This is a genomic window from Microbacterium sp. NPDC090014 (assembly GCF_044748285.1).
GTDB lineage: Bacteria > Actinomycetota > Actinomycetes > Actinomycetales > Microbacteriaceae > Microbacterium.
In genome coordinates this window covers 428,731-444,798 of sequence record NZ_JBIVFS010000002.1, presented here as the reverse complement: position 1 = coordinate 444,798, position 16,068 = coordinate 428,731, and the positions used below count along the sequence as shown (strand labels likewise).

Annotated in this window: 29 protein-coding genes; all 29 read right to left on the bottom strand. The window is 65.0% G+C overall.

The window, feature by feature from the left end; translation table 11 throughout:
- Nucleotides 1-118: 118 nt before the first annotated feature.
- Nucleotides 119-517 carry a 30S ribosomal protein S11 gene (gene rpsK, locus ACIPV5_RS15560; RefSeq protein ID WP_045253826.1) on the bottom strand — a complete coding sequence of 133 codons (399 nt, stop codon included), beginning with the start codon at nt 515-517 and terminating at the stop codon, nt 119-121.
- Nucleotides 518-548: 31 nt separating this feature from the next.
- Nucleotides 549-923, bottom strand: a complete 375-nt coding sequence (gene rpsM, locus ACIPV5_RS15555) for a 30S ribosomal protein S13 (protein WP_047524098.1) — start codon at nt 921-923, stop codon at nt 549-551.
- Nucleotides 924-1,078: 155 nt separating this feature from the next.
- Nucleotides 1,079-1,195, bottom strand: coding sequence for a 50S ribosomal protein L36 (gene rpmJ, locus ACIPV5_RS15550; RefSeq protein ID WP_033106073.1), 117 nt, complete (start codon nt 1,193-1,195; stop codon nt 1,079-1,081).
- 64 nt (nt 1,196-1,259) lie between these two features.
- The gene (gene infA, locus ACIPV5_RS15545; protein WP_017201569.1) at nt 1,260-1,481 is read right to left on the bottom strand and encodes a translation initiation factor IF-1; all 222 of its coding nucleotides are present in this window, start codon (nt 1,479-1,481) and stop codon (nt 1,260-1,262) included.
- A gap of 181 nt (nt 1,482-1,662) precedes the next feature.
- Nucleotides 1,663-2,322, bottom strand: coding sequence for a DsbA family protein (locus tag ACIPV5_RS15540; RefSeq protein WP_400341777.1), 660 nt, complete (start codon nt 2,320-2,322; stop codon nt 1,663-1,665).
- 156 nt (nt 2,323-2,478) lie between these two features.
- On the bottom strand, nt 2,479-3,327 hold the full coding sequence (map, locus tag ACIPV5_RS15535; RefSeq protein WP_072591669.1) for a type I methionyl aminopeptidase: 849 nt from the start codon (nt 3,325-3,327) through the stop codon (nt 2,479-2,481).
- 10 nt (nt 3,328-3,337) lie between these two features.
- Nucleotides 3,338-3,934, bottom strand: a complete 597-nt coding sequence (locus ACIPV5_RS15530; RefSeq protein WP_053097473.1) for an adenylate kinase — start codon at nt 3,932-3,934, stop codon at nt 3,338-3,340.
- Nucleotides 3,931-5,253, bottom strand: a complete 1,323-nt coding sequence (gene secY, locus ACIPV5_RS15525; RefSeq protein ID WP_053097474.1) for a preprotein translocase subunit SecY — start codon at nt 5,251-5,253, stop codon at nt 3,931-3,933. The genes ACIPV5_RS15530 and secY overlap by 4 nt, the downstream gene beginning before the upstream one ends.
- A 101-nt stretch (nt 5,254-5,354) precedes the next feature.
- Complete coding sequence (gene rplO, locus ACIPV5_RS15520) at nt 5,355-5,981, bottom strand: 50S ribosomal protein L15 (RefSeq protein ID WP_072591670.1); 627 nt, start codon at nt 5,979-5,981, stop codon at nt 5,355-5,357.
- On the bottom strand, nt 5,981-6,166 hold the full coding sequence (gene rpmD / locus ACIPV5_RS15515) for a 50S ribosomal protein L30 (RefSeq protein WP_042538783.1): 186 nt from the start codon (nt 6,164-6,166) through the stop codon (nt 5,981-5,983). Before rpmD ends, rplO begins: the two co-directional genes overlap by 1 nt.
- Entirely contained in the window at nt 6,166-6,861 is a 696-nt protein-coding gene (gene rpsE, locus ACIPV5_RS15510) for a 30S ribosomal protein S5 (RefSeq protein ID WP_072591671.1), read from the bottom strand. Before rpsE ends, rpmD begins: the two co-directional genes overlap by 1 nt.
- Nucleotides 6,858-7,217 (bottom strand): 50S ribosomal protein L18, encoded by a 360-nt coding sequence (gene rplR / locus ACIPV5_RS15505; RefSeq protein WP_053097476.1) that lies wholly within the window; start codon nt 7,215-7,217, stop codon nt 6,858-6,860. Before rplR ends, rpsE begins: the two co-directional genes overlap by 4 nt.
- A gap of 2 nt (nt 7,218-7,219) precedes the next feature.
- Nucleotides 7,220-7,756 carry a 50S ribosomal protein L6 gene (gene rplF / locus ACIPV5_RS15500; protein WP_053097477.1) on the bottom strand — a complete coding sequence of 179 codons (537 nt, stop codon included), beginning with the start codon at nt 7,754-7,756 and terminating at the stop codon, nt 7,220-7,222.
- A 6-nt stretch (nt 7,757-7,762) separates the two neighbouring features.
- The gene (gene rpsH, locus ACIPV5_RS15495) at nt 7,763-8,161 is read right to left on the bottom strand and encodes a 30S ribosomal protein S8 (protein ID WP_045253835.1); all 399 of its coding nucleotides are present in this window, start codon (nt 8,159-8,161) and stop codon (nt 7,763-7,765) included.
- A 120-nt stretch (nt 8,162-8,281) separates the two neighbouring features.
- On the bottom strand, nt 8,282-8,872 hold the full coding sequence (rplE, locus tag ACIPV5_RS15490; RefSeq protein WP_053097478.1) for a 50S ribosomal protein L5: 591 nt from the start codon (nt 8,870-8,872) through the stop codon (nt 8,282-8,284).
- Entirely contained in the window at nt 8,872-9,231 is a 360-nt protein-coding gene (gene rplX / locus ACIPV5_RS15485) for a 50S ribosomal protein L24 (protein WP_045253837.1), read from the bottom strand. Before rplX ends, rplE begins: the two co-directional genes overlap by 1 nt.
- Before the next feature lie 3 nt (nt 9,232-9,234).
- Complete coding sequence (rplN, locus tag ACIPV5_RS15480; RefSeq protein ID WP_053097479.1) at nt 9,235-9,603, bottom strand: 50S ribosomal protein L14; 369 nt, start codon at nt 9,601-9,603, stop codon at nt 9,235-9,237.
- Nucleotides 9,600-9,917 carry a 30S ribosomal protein S17 gene (rpsQ, locus tag ACIPV5_RS15475; protein WP_053097480.1) on the bottom strand — a complete coding sequence of 106 codons (318 nt, stop codon included), beginning with the start codon at nt 9,915-9,917 and terminating at the stop codon, nt 9,600-9,602. Before rpsQ ends, rplN begins: the two co-directional genes overlap by 4 nt.
- Entirely contained in the window at nt 9,917-10,234 is a 318-nt protein-coding gene (rpmC, locus tag ACIPV5_RS15470; protein ID WP_017829202.1) for a 50S ribosomal protein L29, read from the bottom strand. Before rpmC ends, rpsQ begins: the two co-directional genes overlap by 1 nt.
- A complete protein-coding gene (gene rplP / locus ACIPV5_RS15465; protein ID WP_053097481.1) occupies nt 10,234-10,653 on the bottom strand; it encodes a 50S ribosomal protein L16 in 420 nt (139 codons plus the stop codon). Before rplP ends, rpmC begins: the two co-directional genes overlap by 1 nt.
- Nucleotides 10,653-11,408: a 30S ribosomal protein S3 gene (rpsC, locus tag ACIPV5_RS15460; protein ID WP_042538759.1), complete on the bottom strand. Its 756-nt coding sequence runs from the start codon at nt 11,406-11,408 to the stop codon at nt 10,653-10,655. Before rpsC ends, rplP begins: the two co-directional genes overlap by 1 nt.
- A complete protein-coding gene (rplV, locus tag ACIPV5_RS15455) occupies nt 11,408-11,806 on the bottom strand; it encodes a 50S ribosomal protein L22 (protein ID WP_053097482.1) in 399 nt (132 codons plus the stop codon). Before rplV ends, rpsC begins: the two co-directional genes overlap by 1 nt.
- Before the next feature lie 25 nt (nt 11,807-11,831).
- Nucleotides 11,832-12,113, bottom strand: a complete 282-nt coding sequence (gene rpsS, locus ACIPV5_RS15450) for a 30S ribosomal protein S19 (RefSeq protein WP_017829205.1) — start codon at nt 12,111-12,113, stop codon at nt 11,832-11,834.
- Nucleotides 12,114-12,125: 12 nt separating this feature from the next.
- The gene (gene rplB, locus ACIPV5_RS15445; RefSeq protein WP_053097483.1) at nt 12,126-12,965 is read right to left on the bottom strand and encodes a 50S ribosomal protein L2; all 840 of its coding nucleotides are present in this window, start codon (nt 12,963-12,965) and stop codon (nt 12,126-12,128) included.
- Between the two features lie 20 nt (nt 12,966-12,985).
- On the bottom strand, nt 12,986-13,309 hold the full coding sequence (gene rplW, locus ACIPV5_RS15440; RefSeq protein WP_053097484.1) for a 50S ribosomal protein L23: 324 nt from the start codon (nt 13,307-13,309) through the stop codon (nt 12,986-12,988).
- The gene (gene rplD, locus ACIPV5_RS15435) at nt 13,306-13,968 is read right to left on the bottom strand and encodes a 50S ribosomal protein L4 (RefSeq protein WP_053097485.1); all 663 of its coding nucleotides are present in this window, start codon (nt 13,966-13,968) and stop codon (nt 13,306-13,308) included. Before rplD ends, rplW begins: the two co-directional genes overlap by 4 nt.
- 2 nt (nt 13,969-13,970) lie before the next feature.
- On the bottom strand, nt 13,971-14,630 hold the full coding sequence (gene rplC, locus ACIPV5_RS15430) for a 50S ribosomal protein L3 (RefSeq protein ID WP_053097486.1): 660 nt from the start codon (nt 14,628-14,630) through the stop codon (nt 13,971-13,973).
- A gap of 8 nt (nt 14,631-14,638) precedes the next feature.
- Entirely contained in the window at nt 14,639-14,947 is a 309-nt protein-coding gene (gene rpsJ, locus ACIPV5_RS15425) for a 30S ribosomal protein S10 (protein ID WP_017201594.1), read from the bottom strand.
- Nucleotides 14,948-15,811: 864 nt separating this feature from the next.
- On the bottom strand, nt 15,812-16,024 hold the full coding sequence (locus ACIPV5_RS15420) for a hypothetical protein (protein ID WP_053099214.1): 213 nt from the start codon (nt 16,022-16,024) through the stop codon (nt 15,812-15,814).
- Between the last annotated feature and the right edge of the window lie 44 nt (nt 16,025-16,068).

Sequence of the window (16,068 nt, the reverse complement as noted above, 5' to 3'; positions counted from 1 at the left end):
CACATGCCCGCTATATGACATGTGGTGGGGTGAGGTCTTGAGTTTTGGGAGTCGATGCCCGCGCTGGCGGGCGTCGAGCCGCTCGGACCCGAAGGACCGAGCGGCTCAACAAGCCGGATCAGACGCGGCGGCGCTTCGGCGGGCGGCAGCCGTTGTGCGCCTGCGGCGTGACGTCCTGGATCGAGCCGACCTCGAGGCCGGCGGCCGTCAGCGAGCGGATCGCGGTCTCGCGACCCGAGCCCGGTCCCTTGACGAAGACGTCGACCTTCTTGACGCCGTGCTCCTGCGCCTGGCGGGCGGCCGACTCGGCAGCCATTCCAGCGGCGTAGGGCGTCGACTTGCGCGAGCCCTTGAAGCCCACGCCACCCGACGATGCCCAGCTGATGACAGCGCCGGACGGGTCGGTGATCGAGACGATCGTGTTGTTGAACGTCGACTTGATGTGGGCGTGGCCCAGCGCGATGTTCTTCTTTTCCTTGCGGCGCGGCTTGCGCGCGGCGGCCTTGGGTGCAGCCATGAAAGTGTTCTCCTAGTCCCTGGGGCCGCGCTTAGCGGGCCTTCTTCTTGCCTGCGACGGTGCGCTTCGGGCCCTTGCGGGTACGGGCGTTGGTCTTGGTGCGCTGACCACGGACCGGGAGGCCACGACGGTGGCGGATGCCCTCGTAGGAGCCGATCTCGACCTTGCGGCGGATGTCTGCGGCGACCTCGCGGCGCAGGTCACCCTCCACCTTGTAGTTGCCTTCGATGTAGTCGCGGAGGGCGATCAGCTGGTCATCGCTGAGGTCCTTCACGCGGATGCTCTCGTCGATCTCCGTAGCCTTGAGGATCTCGACCGAGCGGGTACGGCCGACGCCGTAGATGTAGGTAAGGGCGATCACCACGCGCTTATCGCGCGGGATGTCAACGCCGGCAAGACGTGCCATGCGGTTCTCCTGAGTGTTGTGGAGGTGTGGAGCAGGATCGGTGCTCGGGCCTCCGCCCCGAGGTGTCCCCCACTCGCGTGGGATCTGATCCTGCCGTTGTGTGTATTGAGTTGTGAGTCAGATCCGAAGAGTCCGTCGGCATCGCCGACGGGCGCTCAGCCCTGGCGCTGCTTGTGGCGCGGGTTGCTCTTGCAGATGACCATGACGCGGCCGTGACGGCGGATCACCTTGCAGTGATCGCACATGGGCTTGACGCTGGGGTTGACCTTCATGATGTGTCCTATTCGCTGTCTTCACCGGGCAGGCTGAGTGCCTGGGGTGTTACTTCTCGACCGATCAGCGGTAGCGGTAGACGATTCGTCCGCGGGTCAGGTCGTAGGGGCTGAGCTCCACGACCACACGGTCTTCGGGGATGATGCGGATGTAGTTCTGCCGCATCTTGCCTGAGATCGTTGCAAGGACCTTGTGTCCGTTGGAGAGCTCAACGCGGAACATCGCGTTGGGCAGAGCCTCGGAGATCACGCCCTCGATCTCGATGACACCGTCTTTCTTAGCCATAGCCTCGCTGACGCTTCTGCAGACCGGTCGATCTGCGGTGGGTGATTGGATTGCGATACCTCTGCCGATTCAGACACGCCGAATCAAGGCGCAAGGCACCAAGGATCTATGTTATCCGACAACGGGAGTTCCGGCAACCTGAGCAGGATGCCGGAACTCCCGTTGATCGGATGAGACGGGATCAGCCGAGGATCTTGGCGAACTCCGCCTCGATTTCGCTGTTCTCGATGCGGTTCCCGTTGACCTCGACGGTCGGGGTTCCGGTGATCTCATGCGTCTTCGTCTGCGAGTCGGCGAACTTGTTGTAGGTGCCGTCGGCGATGCAGTCAGCCGCGGCGCCTGCCCCGGCCTGCTCGGCGAGCGCGCTCAGCTCCTCGACGCTGAGACCGGCCGAGTTCTCTTCCGGCTGGTTCGCGAAGAGCAGGTTGAAGTAGTCGAGAGTCGAGTCGGGAGCCTCGGCGGCGACGCAGTACATCGAGCCGGCCGACAACGAGGAGTACTCCCCCGTCGTCGAGTAGCGGTTGAGGATCGACACCGGGTGGATGTTCAGCGTGATCTTGTCGTCGGCGGCTGCCGCCTGCAGCTGCTCGCCGTAGACGTCCTCGAACTGCCCGCAGACGGGGCACATGAAGTCGACGTAGGTGTCGATCTCGTCCTCGCCCGACCCGAACGAGATGGCGCCGGTCTCCTCGTTCACGATCGAGCTCTGCGGGGCCGTGCCCGGGGAGGTCGCCTGGTTGTTCAGGAACACGACGACGAAGGCCAGAACGGCCAGCACGACCACCACTGCCGCCGAGACGCCGATCACGAACCAGTTGGTGTTGCTCTTCGCGGCTGCCATTGCTTTCCGTTTCTGTCGCGGTCCGCCCATGGCGGACCCGGCTTGAAGTCCTCGGGCGCACGCGCACCCATACACCCATTGTGCCCGGAGAAACCTATGCGCACGTTGTGATCGAGCGCTGGATCGCCGATCGCGCCGTGACCGACAGCGCCGACTTCAGGCGATCGGGGTCGGCGTCACGCCGAACGGGGCGAGACCGGCCGCTCCCCCGTCTGCCGCGGTCAGCACCCAGATCCCATCCGCGTGCAGTGCGACGCTGTGCTCCCAGTGCGAGCCGTCGGTGCCGTCGACCGTCGAGACGGTCCAGTCGTCGTCCTCGACGAAGGTCTCGTCGCTGCCGGCGGTGACCATGGGCTCGATCGCCAGCACGAGACCGGGCTTGACCTCGGCGCCCGGGTCGGGCGTGCGGTAGTTGAAGACGCTGGGCGCCTCGTGCATCTTGCGTCCGATGCCGTGGCCGACGTACTCGCGCAGGATGCCGTACGTCTCGCCGGAGACGGCTGACGGGCCCTGTGCCTCGATGTAACCCTGGATCGCGGCTCCGATGTCACCGAGGTGCGAAGCGGACGCCATGGCGGCGATCCCCGCCCACATCGAGCCCTCCGTGACCCGCGAGAGCTCCTCGCGCCGGGCGACCAGCTCGGGGCGCGTCTCATCAGGGACGACGACGGTGATGGCGCTGTCGCCGTTCCAGCCCTGGAACTGCGCGCCGCAGTCGATCGAGACGATGTCGCCTGCCTGAAGGACCCTCTCACCCGGGATGCCGTGGACGACCTCTTCGTTCACCGAGATGCAGGTGGTGTGCCGGTATCCGCGAACGAGCTGGAAGTTCGATTCCGCGCCACGGGCGAGGATCACACGGTTCGCTTCGGCGTCGAGCTCGAGAGTCGTGACACCGGGTCGTATCAGCGGCCGCACGGCGTCGAGCGCAGCCGCCGTGATGAGACCGGGCTCCACCATCGCACGCAGCTGAGCCGCGCTCTTGTAGATCGACTTGCGGAACATCGTTCGGTGATCAGGCCGCGAGGCGCAGACCGCGTGCGGTCAGCGCCGCGAACACGCGCTCGGTGATCTCGTCGAGCGAGCCCACGCCGTCGATGCGGTCGACGATCCCACGGGGGCCGTAGACCTCGAGGATCGGGGCCGTCTCGTGCTCGTAGATGTCGAGACGGTGTGCGATCGCCTCATCCGTGTCATCCGAGCGACCCTGCTCCGCTGCACGGAGCTTGAGACGCTCGATGCTCTCTTCGCGCGGGACGTCGAGCAGGATGACGGCGTCGAGGGACTCCCCCCGGGCACCGAGGAACGCGTCGAGGTGCTCGACCTGCGCGGCATTGCGGGGGTATCCGTCGAGCAGGAAGCCCTTGGCTGCATCGTCCTGCGAGAGGCGATCGCGAACGATCTCGCTGGTGAGCTCGTCGGGAACGAGATCGCCCTTGTCGAGGATCGCCGTGACCTGCTGGCCGAGCGGCGTGCCCTCCTTGATGTTCGCGCGGAAGATGTCGCCCGTCGAGACGACCGGGATGCCGTAGGACTCTGCGATGCGGACGCCCTGCGTGCCCTTCCCCGAGCCCTGCGGACCGACGATGAGGAGACGAGCTGATCGAGTCATCGGAGGAGCCCTTCGTAGTGTCGCTGCTGCAGCTGTGCGTCGATCTGCTTGACCGTCTCGAGACCGACACCCACGATGATGAGGATCGATGCGCCGCCGAACGGGAAGTTCTGGTTGGCGCCGACGGTGGCGAGAGCGATGAGCGGGATCAGCGCGATGAGGCCGAGGTAGATCGATCCGGGCAGCGTGATGCGCGTGAGCACGTAGTCGAGGTACTCGGCGGTCGGACGACCGGCACGGATGCCGGGGATGAACCCGCCGTACTTCTTCATGTTGTCGGCGACCTCGACCGGGTTGAAGGTGATCGCGACGTAGAAGTACGTGAAGCCGATGATCAGCAGGAAGTACACGGCCATGTAGATCGGGCTGTTGCCGGTCGTGAAGTTCGCGCTGATCCAGGTGACCCACGCTGCCGGCTCGGAGCCGTCCTGCGGGGTGTTGAACTGTGCGATGAGCGCCGGGATGTACAGCAGCGACGAGGCGAAGATCACGGGGATCACACCGGCCATGTTGACCTTGATCGGAATGTACGTGTTGGTGCCGCCGTAGGTGCGGCGACCGACCATGCGCTTGGCGTACTGCACCGGGATGCGGCGCTGGGACTGCTCGACGAAGACGACGAGGCCCATGACGATGATTCCCACCAGGAGCACCAGGAGGAAGACCTCGAAGCCCTTGCTCTCCCAGATGAGCCACATGGCTCCGGGGAACGTCGCGGCGATCGAGGTGAAGATGAGCAGCGACATGCCGTTGCCGATACCGCGCTCGGTGACGAGCTCCGCGAACCACATGATGAGGCCCGTGCCGGCGGTCATCGCCATGATGATGAGCAGCTGCGCCCACCACACGTCGTTGGTGAGGAGGTTCTGGCACGCGGCGATGTCGGTGGTGCCGAAGAGCTGACCGCTGCGGGCCACCGTGACCAGCGTCGTCGACTGCAGCAGTGCGAGAGCGATGGTGAGGTAGCGCGTGTACTGGGTCAGACGGGCCTGGCCGGCCTGGCCCTCTTTGTGCAGAGCCTCGAAGTGAGGGATGACCACGCGAAGGAGCTGGGTGATGATCGTCGCAGTGATGTACGGCATCACGCCGAGGGCGAAGATCGAGAGCTGGAGGAGCGCGCCACCCGAGAACAGGTTGACGAGTCCGAGGAGTCCCTCCGTCCCGGAGTTCAGCGCGAGGCACTCCTCGACGTTCGGGAAGTTCACGAACGGAGCAGGCACATTCGAGCCAAGCCGGTAGATGGCGACGATGGCGAGGGTGAAACCGATCTTCCGACGCAGGTCGGGCGTGCGGAAGATCCGCGCGATGGCGCTAAACAAGGACGTCCTCCTGAAAGGTTGCCGATCCCTGAAGGACGGCTGAAAGAACAGGCTAACCCATAAGAGGGGCCGGAGAATCTCCGACCCCTCTCATGAAGTGGTTACTTGACGGATCCGCCAGCCGCCACGATCTTCTGCTCGGCGGAACCCGAGACCTTGTCGACCGCGACGGTGAGCTTCACGGCGATGTCGCCGTCTCCGAGAACCTTGACCTTCTCGTTCTTGCGAACGGCACCCTTGGCGACCAGGTCGCTGATGGTGACGTCGCCACCTGTGGGGTACAGCTCCGCGAGCTTCTCCAGGTTCACGACCTGGTACTCGACGCGGAACGGGTTCTTGAACCCGCGCAGCTTCGGGGTGCGCATGTGCAGAGGCATCTGCCCACCCTCGAAGCCGACGCGAACGGTGTTGCGAGCCTTCGTGCCCTTGGTACCGCGACCCGCGGTCTTACCCTTGGAGCCCTCACCGCGACCGACACGGGTCTTCGCGGTGTTGGATCCGGGGACCGGACGCAGGTGGTGCACCTTCAGCACGCCGGGGCGGGATGCCGGAGCATCCTTCTTCGGCGCAGCCTTCTTGGCAGCCGGCTTCTTGACGGCGTCGGCCTTGGCCTCGGTCGCCTTCGCCGGTGCCTTCTTGGCGGCGGGCTTCTTCTCGGCTGCGGCCTTGGGAGCGGCAGCCTTCTTCGGGGCCTTCTCGGCGCCTGCGGCTTCGTTCTTCTCAGCCATTAGTCGATCTCCTCAACCTTGACGAGGTGGGCGACGGTCTTGACGTAACCGCGCGTCTGCGCGTCGTCGGGGCGAACGGTGCTGTCACCGATTCGCTTCAGACCGAGGCTGCGCAGCGTGTCACGCTGGTTCTGCTTCTCGCTCACCTTGGACTTGACCTGCGTGACCTTCAGGCGCGCAGCCATCAGGCACCTACCTTCTGTGCGGCGATGGCGTCAGCCTCCGCACGGACGAGACGCGCGGGTGCGACCTGGTCGAACTCGAGGCCACGACGTGCGGCGACCGCACGGGGCTCCTCGAGCATCTTCAGGGCCGTCACCGTCGCGTGCACGATGTTGATCGTGTTCGACGAGCCGAGCGACTTCGACAGCACGTCGTGGATGCCGGCGCACTCGAGCACGGCGCGAACCGGACCACCGGCGATGACACCGGTACCGGCGGCGGCCGGACGGAGCAGGACGACGCCTGCTGCGGCCTCACCCTGCACGGGGTGCGGGATGGTGCTGCCGACGCGCGGAACGCGGAAGAAGTTGCGCTTGGCCTCTTCGACACCCTTCGAGATCGCCAGAGGGACCTCGCGGGCCTTGCCGTAGCCGACGCCCACCAGACCGTTGCCGTCGCCGACGACCACGAGAGCGGTGAAGCTGAAGCGACGACCACCCTTCACGACCTTCGAGACGCGGTTGATGGTGACCACGCGCTCGAGGAACTGGTTGTCCCCACGATCGCGGGAGTTGCGGTCACGGCCACCCTGGTTGCGGTCGCTACGGCCGCCACGGCGGTTGTCGCGCTGAGACGGCTCTGCCTGCGTGGTGCCGGTGGCAGTCTCGGAAGTGGCAGCTGCCGCTTCGGTCACTTCGTTCTCCTTGTTGTCACTCACAGTGCCAGACCCCCTTCGCGGGCGCCGTCGGCGATGGCGGCGACACGACCGGCGTAGCGGTTTCCGCCACGGTCGAACACTGCCTCGGAAACGCCGGCAGACTTCGCACGCTCGGCGAGAAGCTCGCCGACCTTGCGGGCCTTGGCGGTCTTGTCACCCTCGAGCGAACGCAGGTCGGTCTCGAGCGTCGATGCCGACGCGACGGTGTGACCCTTGCTGTCGTCGACAAGCTGCACGAAGACGTGGCGAGCCGAGCGGTTGACGACGAGACGCGGACGCGCCTCGGTGCCGACGACCTTCTTGCGAAGGCGGGCATGACGACGCGCGCGGGCGTCAGACTTTGACTTGAGAGCCATGGTTACTTACCACTCTTTCCGGCCTTGCGACGCACGACCTCGCCGGCGTAACGCACGCCCTTGCCCTTGTACGGCTCGGGCTTGCGGATCTTGCGGATGTTCGCAGCTGCCTCGCCGACAGCCTGCTTGTCGATACCACTGACGGTGAGCTTGTTGGTGCCCTCGACCGTGAGCGTGATACCGGCGGGCGGGTCGATGAGGACCGGGTGCGAGAAGCCGAGGGCGAACTCGACCGAGCTGCCCTTCTGAGCGACACGGTAACCGGTTCCGACGACCTCGAGACCCTTGGTGTAGCCCTGGGTCACGCCGATGATGTTGTTGTTGATGAGCGTGCGGGTCAGGCCGTGAAGCGACCGGGACTCACGCTCGTCGTCGGGACGGGTGACGAGAACCTGGTTCTCCTCGACCGCGACCTCGATGGGCTTGGCGACCGTCAGGGTGAGCTCACCCTTGGGGCCCTTCACCGCGACCTCACGGCCGTCGACCGAGATGGTCACGCCCGCGGGAACGTCGATGGGAAGTCGTCCAATACGCGACATTTTCGATTACCACACGTAGGCGAGAACTTCTCCGCCCACGCCCTTCTGCTCTGCCTGACGGTCAGTGAGGAGACCGGAGGAGGTGGACAGGATGGCCACGCCGAGTCCGCCGAGGACCCTGGGCAGCTCGGTGGACTTCGCGTAGACGCGGAGGCCGGGCTTCGACACGCGCTTGATGCCCGCGATCGAACGCTCACGGTTGGGGCCGTACTTCAGCTGCAGGGTGAGGTTCGATCCGACGCGAGCGTCAGTCGTCTCCCATCCAGCGATGTAGCCCTCCTGCTGGAGGATCTCGGCGATGTGCGTCTTGAGCTTGCTCGACGGCAGGGTCACGGAGTCGTGATGCGCCGAGTTCGCGTTGCGCAGACGGGTCAGCAGATCTGCGACCGGGTCTGTCATTGTCATTGTTGTTTTCCTTTGTTCATGAGGTTCCGGCTGCCGTTACACGACAGACGGCCTGCGATGACACGCAATCTTCAATTGTACGGGATCGGGCGGGGCGCTGTGCGCCCCGCCCGAAACCGCTTACGCCTGGGCGTCTTCCGTACGGAAGGGGAAGCCGAGGTGACGAAGAAGCGCGCGACCTTCGTCGTCCGTCTTCGCGGTGGTGACGACGGTGATGTCGAAACCGCGAACCCGGTCGATCTTGTCCTGATCGATCTCGTGGAACACGCTCTGCTCCTGGAGACCGAAGGTGTAGTTGCCGTTTCCGTCGAACTGCTTGCCCGAGAGGCCGCGGAAGTCGCGGATACGGGGCAGAGCGAGCGAGACGAGACGGTCCAGGAACTCCCACGCACGGTCACCGCGGAGGGTGACGTGTGCGCCGATGGCCTGGCCCTCGCGCAGCTTGAACTGCGCGATCGACTTGCGAGCCTTCGTGACGAGGGGCTTCTGACCGGTGATCTTGGTGAGATCGTCGATCGCGCCGTCGATCACCTTGCTGTCGCGGGCCGCTTCACCGACACCGGTGTTCACGACGACCTTGACCAGACCGGGGATCTGCATCACGTTGGTGTAGCCGAACTCATCCTGCAGCTTCTGCTGGATCTCGGCCTTGTACTTCGCCTTCAGGCGGGGCTGGATCTTGCCAGCCACCGCAGCGTCGGTGGTTGCCATCAGAGGTCCTTACCTGACTTCTTCGCGTACCGCACACGGACGGTGCGCTTGACGCCGTCCTTGGTCTGCTCCTCGACCCGGTGGCCGACCTTGGTCGGCTTCTTGGTCGAGGGGTCGACGAGTGCGACGTTCGAGATGTGGATGGAGGCCTCGACAGTCTCGAGGCCGCCCGTCTTGGTGCCACGCTGCGTCTGTCCGACGCGCGTGTGCTTGGTGACGTAGTTCACGCCTTCGACGATGACGCGGTTCTTGTCGGACAGGATCTCGAGGACCTTGCCCTGCTTGCCGCGGTCGCCGCCACGCTCCTGCGTGGCTCCGGTGATGACCTGAACCAGGTCACCCTTCTTGATCTTCGCCATGACTTAAATAACCTCCGGCGCCAGCGAGACGATCTTCATGAACTTCTTGTCACGAAGCTCGCGACCGACCGGTCCGAAGATACGGGTGCCGCGGGGCTCCCCGTCGTTCTTCAGGATCACGGCGGCGTTCTCGTCGAACTTGATGTACGAGCCGTCGGGACGACGCGTGGACTTGACCGTGCGGACGATGACGGCCTTGACCACATCGCCCTTCTTGACGTTGCCGCCGGGGATCGCGTCCTTGACGGTCGCGACGATCGTGTCACCGAGTCCGGCGTAACGACGGCGCGAGCCGCCGAGCACACGGATGGTGAGCAGTTCCTTCGCGCCGGTGTTGTCGGCGACCTTGAGGCGGGATTCCTGCTGGATCACTTGGCCTTCTCCAGAATCTCCACCAGACGCCAGCGCTTCGTGGCGCTGAGCGGGCGGGTCTCGTTGATCAGGACGAGGTCGCCGATTCCGGCGGAGTTCGCCTCATCGTGCGCCTTGACCTTCGAGGTGCGGCGGATGACCTTGCCGTAAAGCGGGTGCTTCACGCGGTCCTCGACCTCGACCACGATGGTCTTGTCCATCTTGTCGCTGATGACGTAGCCACGACGCGACTTGCGGTACCCACGGGCATCCGCATCGCGAACATCGTGCTCTGCGTGCTCAGCCTCGACGGCAGCTTCCTTCTTGGTGGCCATCACTCAGCCTCTTCCTTCACGGCGTCGTCAGCGGAGTCCGCCTTCTTCGCCTTCGACTTGGTCGCCTTCTTGGCCGGAGCCTCGACCGGAGCGGGCGTCGCACGGATGCCCAGCTCGCGTTCGCGGATCACGGTGTACAGGCGCGCGATGTCGCGCTTGACGGCGCGGATGCGGCCGTGGCTCTCCAGCTGGCCGGTGGCCGACTGGAAACGGAGGTTGAACAGCTCCTCCTTGGCCTTACGCAGCTCCTCAACGAGGCGCTGGTCTTCGAACGTGTCGAGCTCTGCCGGAGCGAGCTCCTTGGTGCCGATCGCCATTACGCGTCGCCCTCCTCGCGCTTGATGATGCGTGCCTTCAGCGGCAGCTTGTGGATTGCTCGGGTGAGGGCCTCGCGAGCGAGCTCCTCATTGACGCCTGCGACCTCGAAGAGGACGCGACCCGGCTTGACGTTGGCGACCCACCACTCGGGGGAACCCTTACCGGAACCCATGCGGGTCTCGGCAGGCTTCTTGGTGAGGGGGCGGTCGGGGTAGATGTTGATCCACACCTTTCCACCACGCTTGATGTGACGCGTCATCGCGATACGAGCGGACTCGATCTGACGGTTGGTCACGTAAGCGGGGGTGAGGGCCTGGATGCCGAAGTCGCCGAAGGAGACCTTCGTGCCACCGGTGGCCTGGCCATCACGCTTGGGGTGATGCTGCTTGCGGTACTTGACCTTGCGGGGAATAAGCATCAGGCAGACGCTCCTTCTGCGACAGGGGCCTCGTTGCGCGGCGCGCGGCGGCGGTCGCCACCACGGTCGTCACGACGGGACTTCGGGGCGTTGGCCTGCTCGCGAGCAAGCTCCTTGTTGGTCAGGTCACCCTTGTAGATCCAGACCTTCACGCCGATGCGGCCGAAGGTGGTCTTCGCCTCGTAGAAGCCGTAGTCGATGTTCGCGCGCAGCGTGTGCAGCGGCACACGACCCTCGCGGTAGAACTCCGAGCGGCTCATCTCGGCGCCGCCGAGGCGGCCGGAGACCTGGATGCGGATGCCCTTGGCGCCAGCGCGCTGCGCGCCCTGGAGACCCTTGCGCATCGCACGACGGAACGCCACGCGAGCAGACAGCTGCTCGGCGATGCCCTGTGCGACGAGCTGAGCGTCAGCCTCGGGGTTCTTGACCTCGAGGATGTTCAGCTGGATCTGCTTGCCCGAGAGCTTCTCGAGGTCGCCGCGGATGCGCTCGGCCTCGGCGCCACGACGACCGATCACGATGCCCGGACGGGCGGTGTGGATGTCGACGCGGACGCGGTCACGGGTGCGCTCGATCTCGATGTTCGAGACACCGGCGCGGTCGAGCTGCGTCTTCAGCAGGTTGCGGATCTTGATGTCCTCGGCGACGTAGTCGGCGTAACGCTGACCCGGCTTCGTCGAGTCCGAGAACCAACGCGACACGTGGTCCGTGGTGATGCCGAGGCGGAAGCCGTACGGGTTTACTTTCTGTCCCATTACTTGCTCGCCTTCTTGTTGCTGTCGCTTGCAGCGGCCGGAGCCGCCTCAGGCGTCGAGAGCACGACCGTGATGTGGCTCGTGCGCTTCTTGATCTGGAAAGCGCGACCCTGTGCACGAGGCTGGAAACGCTTGAGCGTCGTCCCCTCGTCTACGTAGGCGTTAGCCACGTACAGGTCCTGCTCGTCGAGGTACTCGCCGTCACGATCCGCCTTGACCTGTGCGTTGGCCATGGCCGACGCGACAAGCTTGTAGATCGGCTCACTGGCGCTCTGCTGTGCGAACTTCAGGATCGCCAGAGCCTCCTGGGCCTGCTTGCCCTTGATGAGCGCGACGACACGACGAGCCTTCTGAGGGGTCACGCGGATGTGTCGCACGCGTGCGATGGACTCCACCATTTCTCTCTCCTCTATCGCCACCGCGTCAGCGGCGGCGGCCCTTCTTGTCGTCCTTCTCGTGGCCGCGGAAGGTGCGGGTGGGCGCGAACTCGCCCAGTTTGTGGCCGACCATGGTCTCGGACACAAACACGGGGATGTGCTTGCGACCGTCGTGGACCGCGATCGTGTGACCCAGCATGGCCGGGATGATCATGGACCGGCGAGACCAGGTCTTGATGACGTTCTTGGTGCCGGCTTCGTTCTGCACGACCACCTTGCGAAGCAGGTGATCGTCGACGAAGGGGCCCTTCTTAAGACTGCGAGGCATCTTCTCTTACTCCTACTTACGCTTCTTGCCGGCGTTACGACGACGCACGATGTACTTGTCGCTTTCCTTGTTGGCGTGACGGGTGCGACCCTCAGCCTGGCCCCACGGGGAGACGGGGTGACGTCCACCGGACGTCTTGCCCTCACCACCACCGTGCGGGTGGTCGACCGGGTTCATCGCGACACCACGGACGGTCGGGCGGACGCCCTTCCAGCGCATGCGGCCGGCCTTGCCCCAGTTGATGTTCGACTGCTCGGCGTTGCCGACCTCGCCGATGGTCGCGCGGCAGCGCGCATCGACGTTGCGGATCTCGCCCGAGGGCAGACGCAGCTGGGCGAAGTTGCCATCCTTGGCCACGAGACGGACGGATGCACCGGCCGAACGTGCCATCTTCGCGCCGCCACCGGGACGGAGCTCGATCGCGTGGATGACGGTACCCGTCGGGATGTTCTTCAGCGGGAGGTTGTTGCCCGGCTTGATGTCGGCACCAGCACCCGACTCGACGACGTCGCCCTGCTTCAGCTTCGCCGGCGCGAGGATGTAGCGCTTCTCGCCGTCGAAGTAGTGCAGCAGCGCGATGCGTGCCGTGCGGTTGGGGTCGTACTCGATGTGAGCGACGCGGGCGTCGACGCCGTCCTTGTCATTGCGACGGAAGTCGATGACACGGTACTGGCGCTTGTGGCCACCACCGATGTGACGGGTCGTGATGCGGCCCTGGTTGTTGCGACCACCGGTCTTCGAGAGCGGGCGCAGCAGCGACTTCTCCGGCGTCGATCGGGTGATCTCGGCGAAGTCAGCCACCGACGAGCCGCGACGGCCCGGGGTCGTGGGCTTGTACTTGCGAATAGCCATTATTGTCCTTATCCCCCGGATCAGCCGATTGCCGTGAAGATGTCGATGGTGCCCGACTTCAGGGTCACGATGGCGCGCTTGGTGTCCTTGCGCTTGCCGGTGCCGAAGCGGGTGCGACGAGCCTTGCCGACGCGGTTGAGGGTGTTGACCCCTGCGACCTTGACGCCGAAGATCTTCTCGATGGCGAGCTTGATCTCGGTCTTCGAAGCGCGCGGGTCCACGAGGAAGGTGTACTTACCCTCGTCGATGAGACCGTAGCTCTTCTCGGACACGACCGGCTTCAGGATGACGTCGCGCGGGTCCTTGTTCAGGGCCGTCTGGAGAACAGATGCCTGCTCGCTCATGCGGAGACCTCCTGGTTGGCGCCGGACTTCGAGGCGATGAAGCCCTCGATCGCGGCCTGGGTGAAGACGATGTCGTCGGAGACGAGAACGTCGTAGGCGTTGAGCTGGTCGAACGTCAGAACGTGAACGTTGCTGAGGTTGCGGATGCTCTTGAGCGCGAGCTCGTCGTTGCGCACGATGACGACCAGGACGTTCTTCGACGTGGCGACCTGCGAGAGGAAGCTCACGGCTGCCTTCGTCGAGGGGGCGCCATCGGTGCCGAACGTGTCGATCACGTGCAGACGGTCCCCGCGGAAGCGATCGCTGAGTGCACCACGGAGGGCTGCGGCGATCATCTTCTTGGGGGTGCGCTGCGAGTAGTCGCGCGGCTTGGGGCCGTGCACGATTCCACCACCGGTCATGTGCGGCGCGCGGATCGAGCCCTGACGGGCGTTACCCGTGCCCTTCTGCTTGAAGGGCTTGCGGCCTGCACCCGAGACCTCACCGCGACGCTTGGTCGAGTGGGTTCCCTGGCGAGCCGCCGCGAGCTGCGCGACGACGACCTGGTGGATGAGCGGGATGTTCGTCTTGGCGTCGAACAGTTCGGCGGGAAGCTCGATCGAGCCAGCCTTCTTGCCGTCTGCCTTGAGGACGTCAAGCGCGAGAGTGGAGTCAGCCATGATCAGGCACCCTTCACTGCGTTGCGGACGTAGACGATGCGACCACGAGCACCGGGGACGGCGCCCTTGACGAGCAGCAGACCCTTCTCGATGTCGACGGCGTGCACCGTGAGGTTGAGGACGGTCACGCGCTCGCCACCCATACGGCCGGCCATGCGCATGCCCTTGAAGACGCGGCTCGGGGTCGACGATGCGCCGATGGAGCCGGGCTTGCGGTGGTTGCGGTGCGAACCGTGCGAAGCCGAGACGCCCTTGAAGTTGTGACGCTTCATGACACCGGCGAAGCCCTTGCCCTTGCTCGTGCCGACGACGTCGACGAGCTGACCGGCTTCGAACGTGCCGTCGACCGTGAGCTCCTGGCCCAGCGAGTAGTCAGCGGCATCCGCGGTGCGGATCTCGGTGACGTGACGACGCGGCGTGACGCCGGCGGCCTCGAAGTGGGCGGTCAGCGGCTTGTTCACCTTGCGCGGGTCGATCTGGCCGTACGCGATCTGCACGGCGTTGTAGCCGTCCTTCTCGGGGGTACGGATCTGCGTGACCACGTTCGAGGCGAGCTCGATGACGGTGACGGGAACGAGCTTGCCGTTCTCGTTCCACACCTGGGTCATGCCGAGCTTGGTGCCGAGCATGCCCTTGGAAATCTTGGAGTTGATGTCAACCATGTCCGACCTCAGAGCTTGATCTCGATGTTGACATCGGCAGGCAGGTCGAGACGCATCAGCGAGTCGACAGCCTTCGGCGTCGGGTCGACGATGTCGATCAGACGCTTGTGGGTGCGCATCTCGAAGTGCTCGCGGCTGTCCTTGTACTTGTGGGGCGACCGGATGACGCACACGACGTTCTTCTCGGTCGGAAGGGGCACGGGGCCGACGACTGTTGCGCCCGCACGGGTCACGGTGTCGACGATCTTGCGTGCGGACGTGTCGATGACCTCGTGGTCATACGACTTCAGGCGAATGCGGATCTTCTGTCCCGCCATTGTCTGCTCTCTCTCTTTAAGCGTCTTACCGACCTGGGCCGGGTGACCCAGGGGCATTGGACGCACGTCGGCGCTGTTCGCGCCTCGGCACTCGAACGGCTCTCGCGAGTCGATCTGCTGCACCACTGTTCTGCTGTCATCCCGCACGCCTCGGCGAGCGGATGTCCGACCTCCGCCGCGCACGGCGAAGCCCTCGTGATGAAGATGTCGGGATCGTTCTGCCACCCGCGGCCTAGGTCCCTGCGCGTCTGCGCCGCCTATGCACTGTCGTGATGGTGATCCGGCTGACGCTGAGCGCGCCGGAATGTCGAACCTGTCTATTCTGCCACGGCCGATTTCACTTGCGCAAACCCGGGCGTGTCGCAGTCGCTGAGCATCCCCTGAGTGCGCACCCCAGCCGTCGGATCGGCGCCTCTGATCGACGCCGCCGACGACCCCTCAGCGCGCTGAGGAGAGCGGGGCGAGGCATCCCCATGCCTCGCCCCGCTTGGGGAGGGCGTTCAGTGCGAGGGGGCACACCGAACGCGAGGACTCCGGCGTGAAGGGACGCCGGGTTCCTCGACCGAGGGCGCGGCGAAAAGACCGCCGCGCGGGCGGGAAGACGTCTGAGCGCACAGAGTGCGCGCGTCGCACGATGATCCCCAAAATCGTTATCCCCAGTTTGACGCGGCGAACCGCGTGAATTCGGGAAGTCGAACCCCTTCGACATCCCTGATCGCAAGTTCCCCAGGCGATCGTCATCCATTCTAAGGGAACCCGGTCGTGAAACGCGATACCGGCGGGCCGAATACTTGGTGCCGCACGCAGAGGAGCGGCGACTCCCCGGTGGGGGGAGTCGCCGCTCTGCGTCTCAGACGCGTGGTCTCACTCGTTGCCGACGGCCTTGTCGGCGCTGTCGCGGATCTCGTCGATTTTGTCAGCGGCACCCGGTGCGATCTTCTTGGCGAAGTCGGCGACGCCGTCGAGCACCTTGTCGCTGATGTCTTCCGCCTGCTCGCTCTTCACTGCCTCGGCGATCTTGTCCTTGTTCTGCTCGTACAGATCCTTGCCCTTGTTGACAGTCTCATCGATACCCATGCGGGCCCCCTTGTATCCGTTCTGATGCGGCGGATCCCCGACGC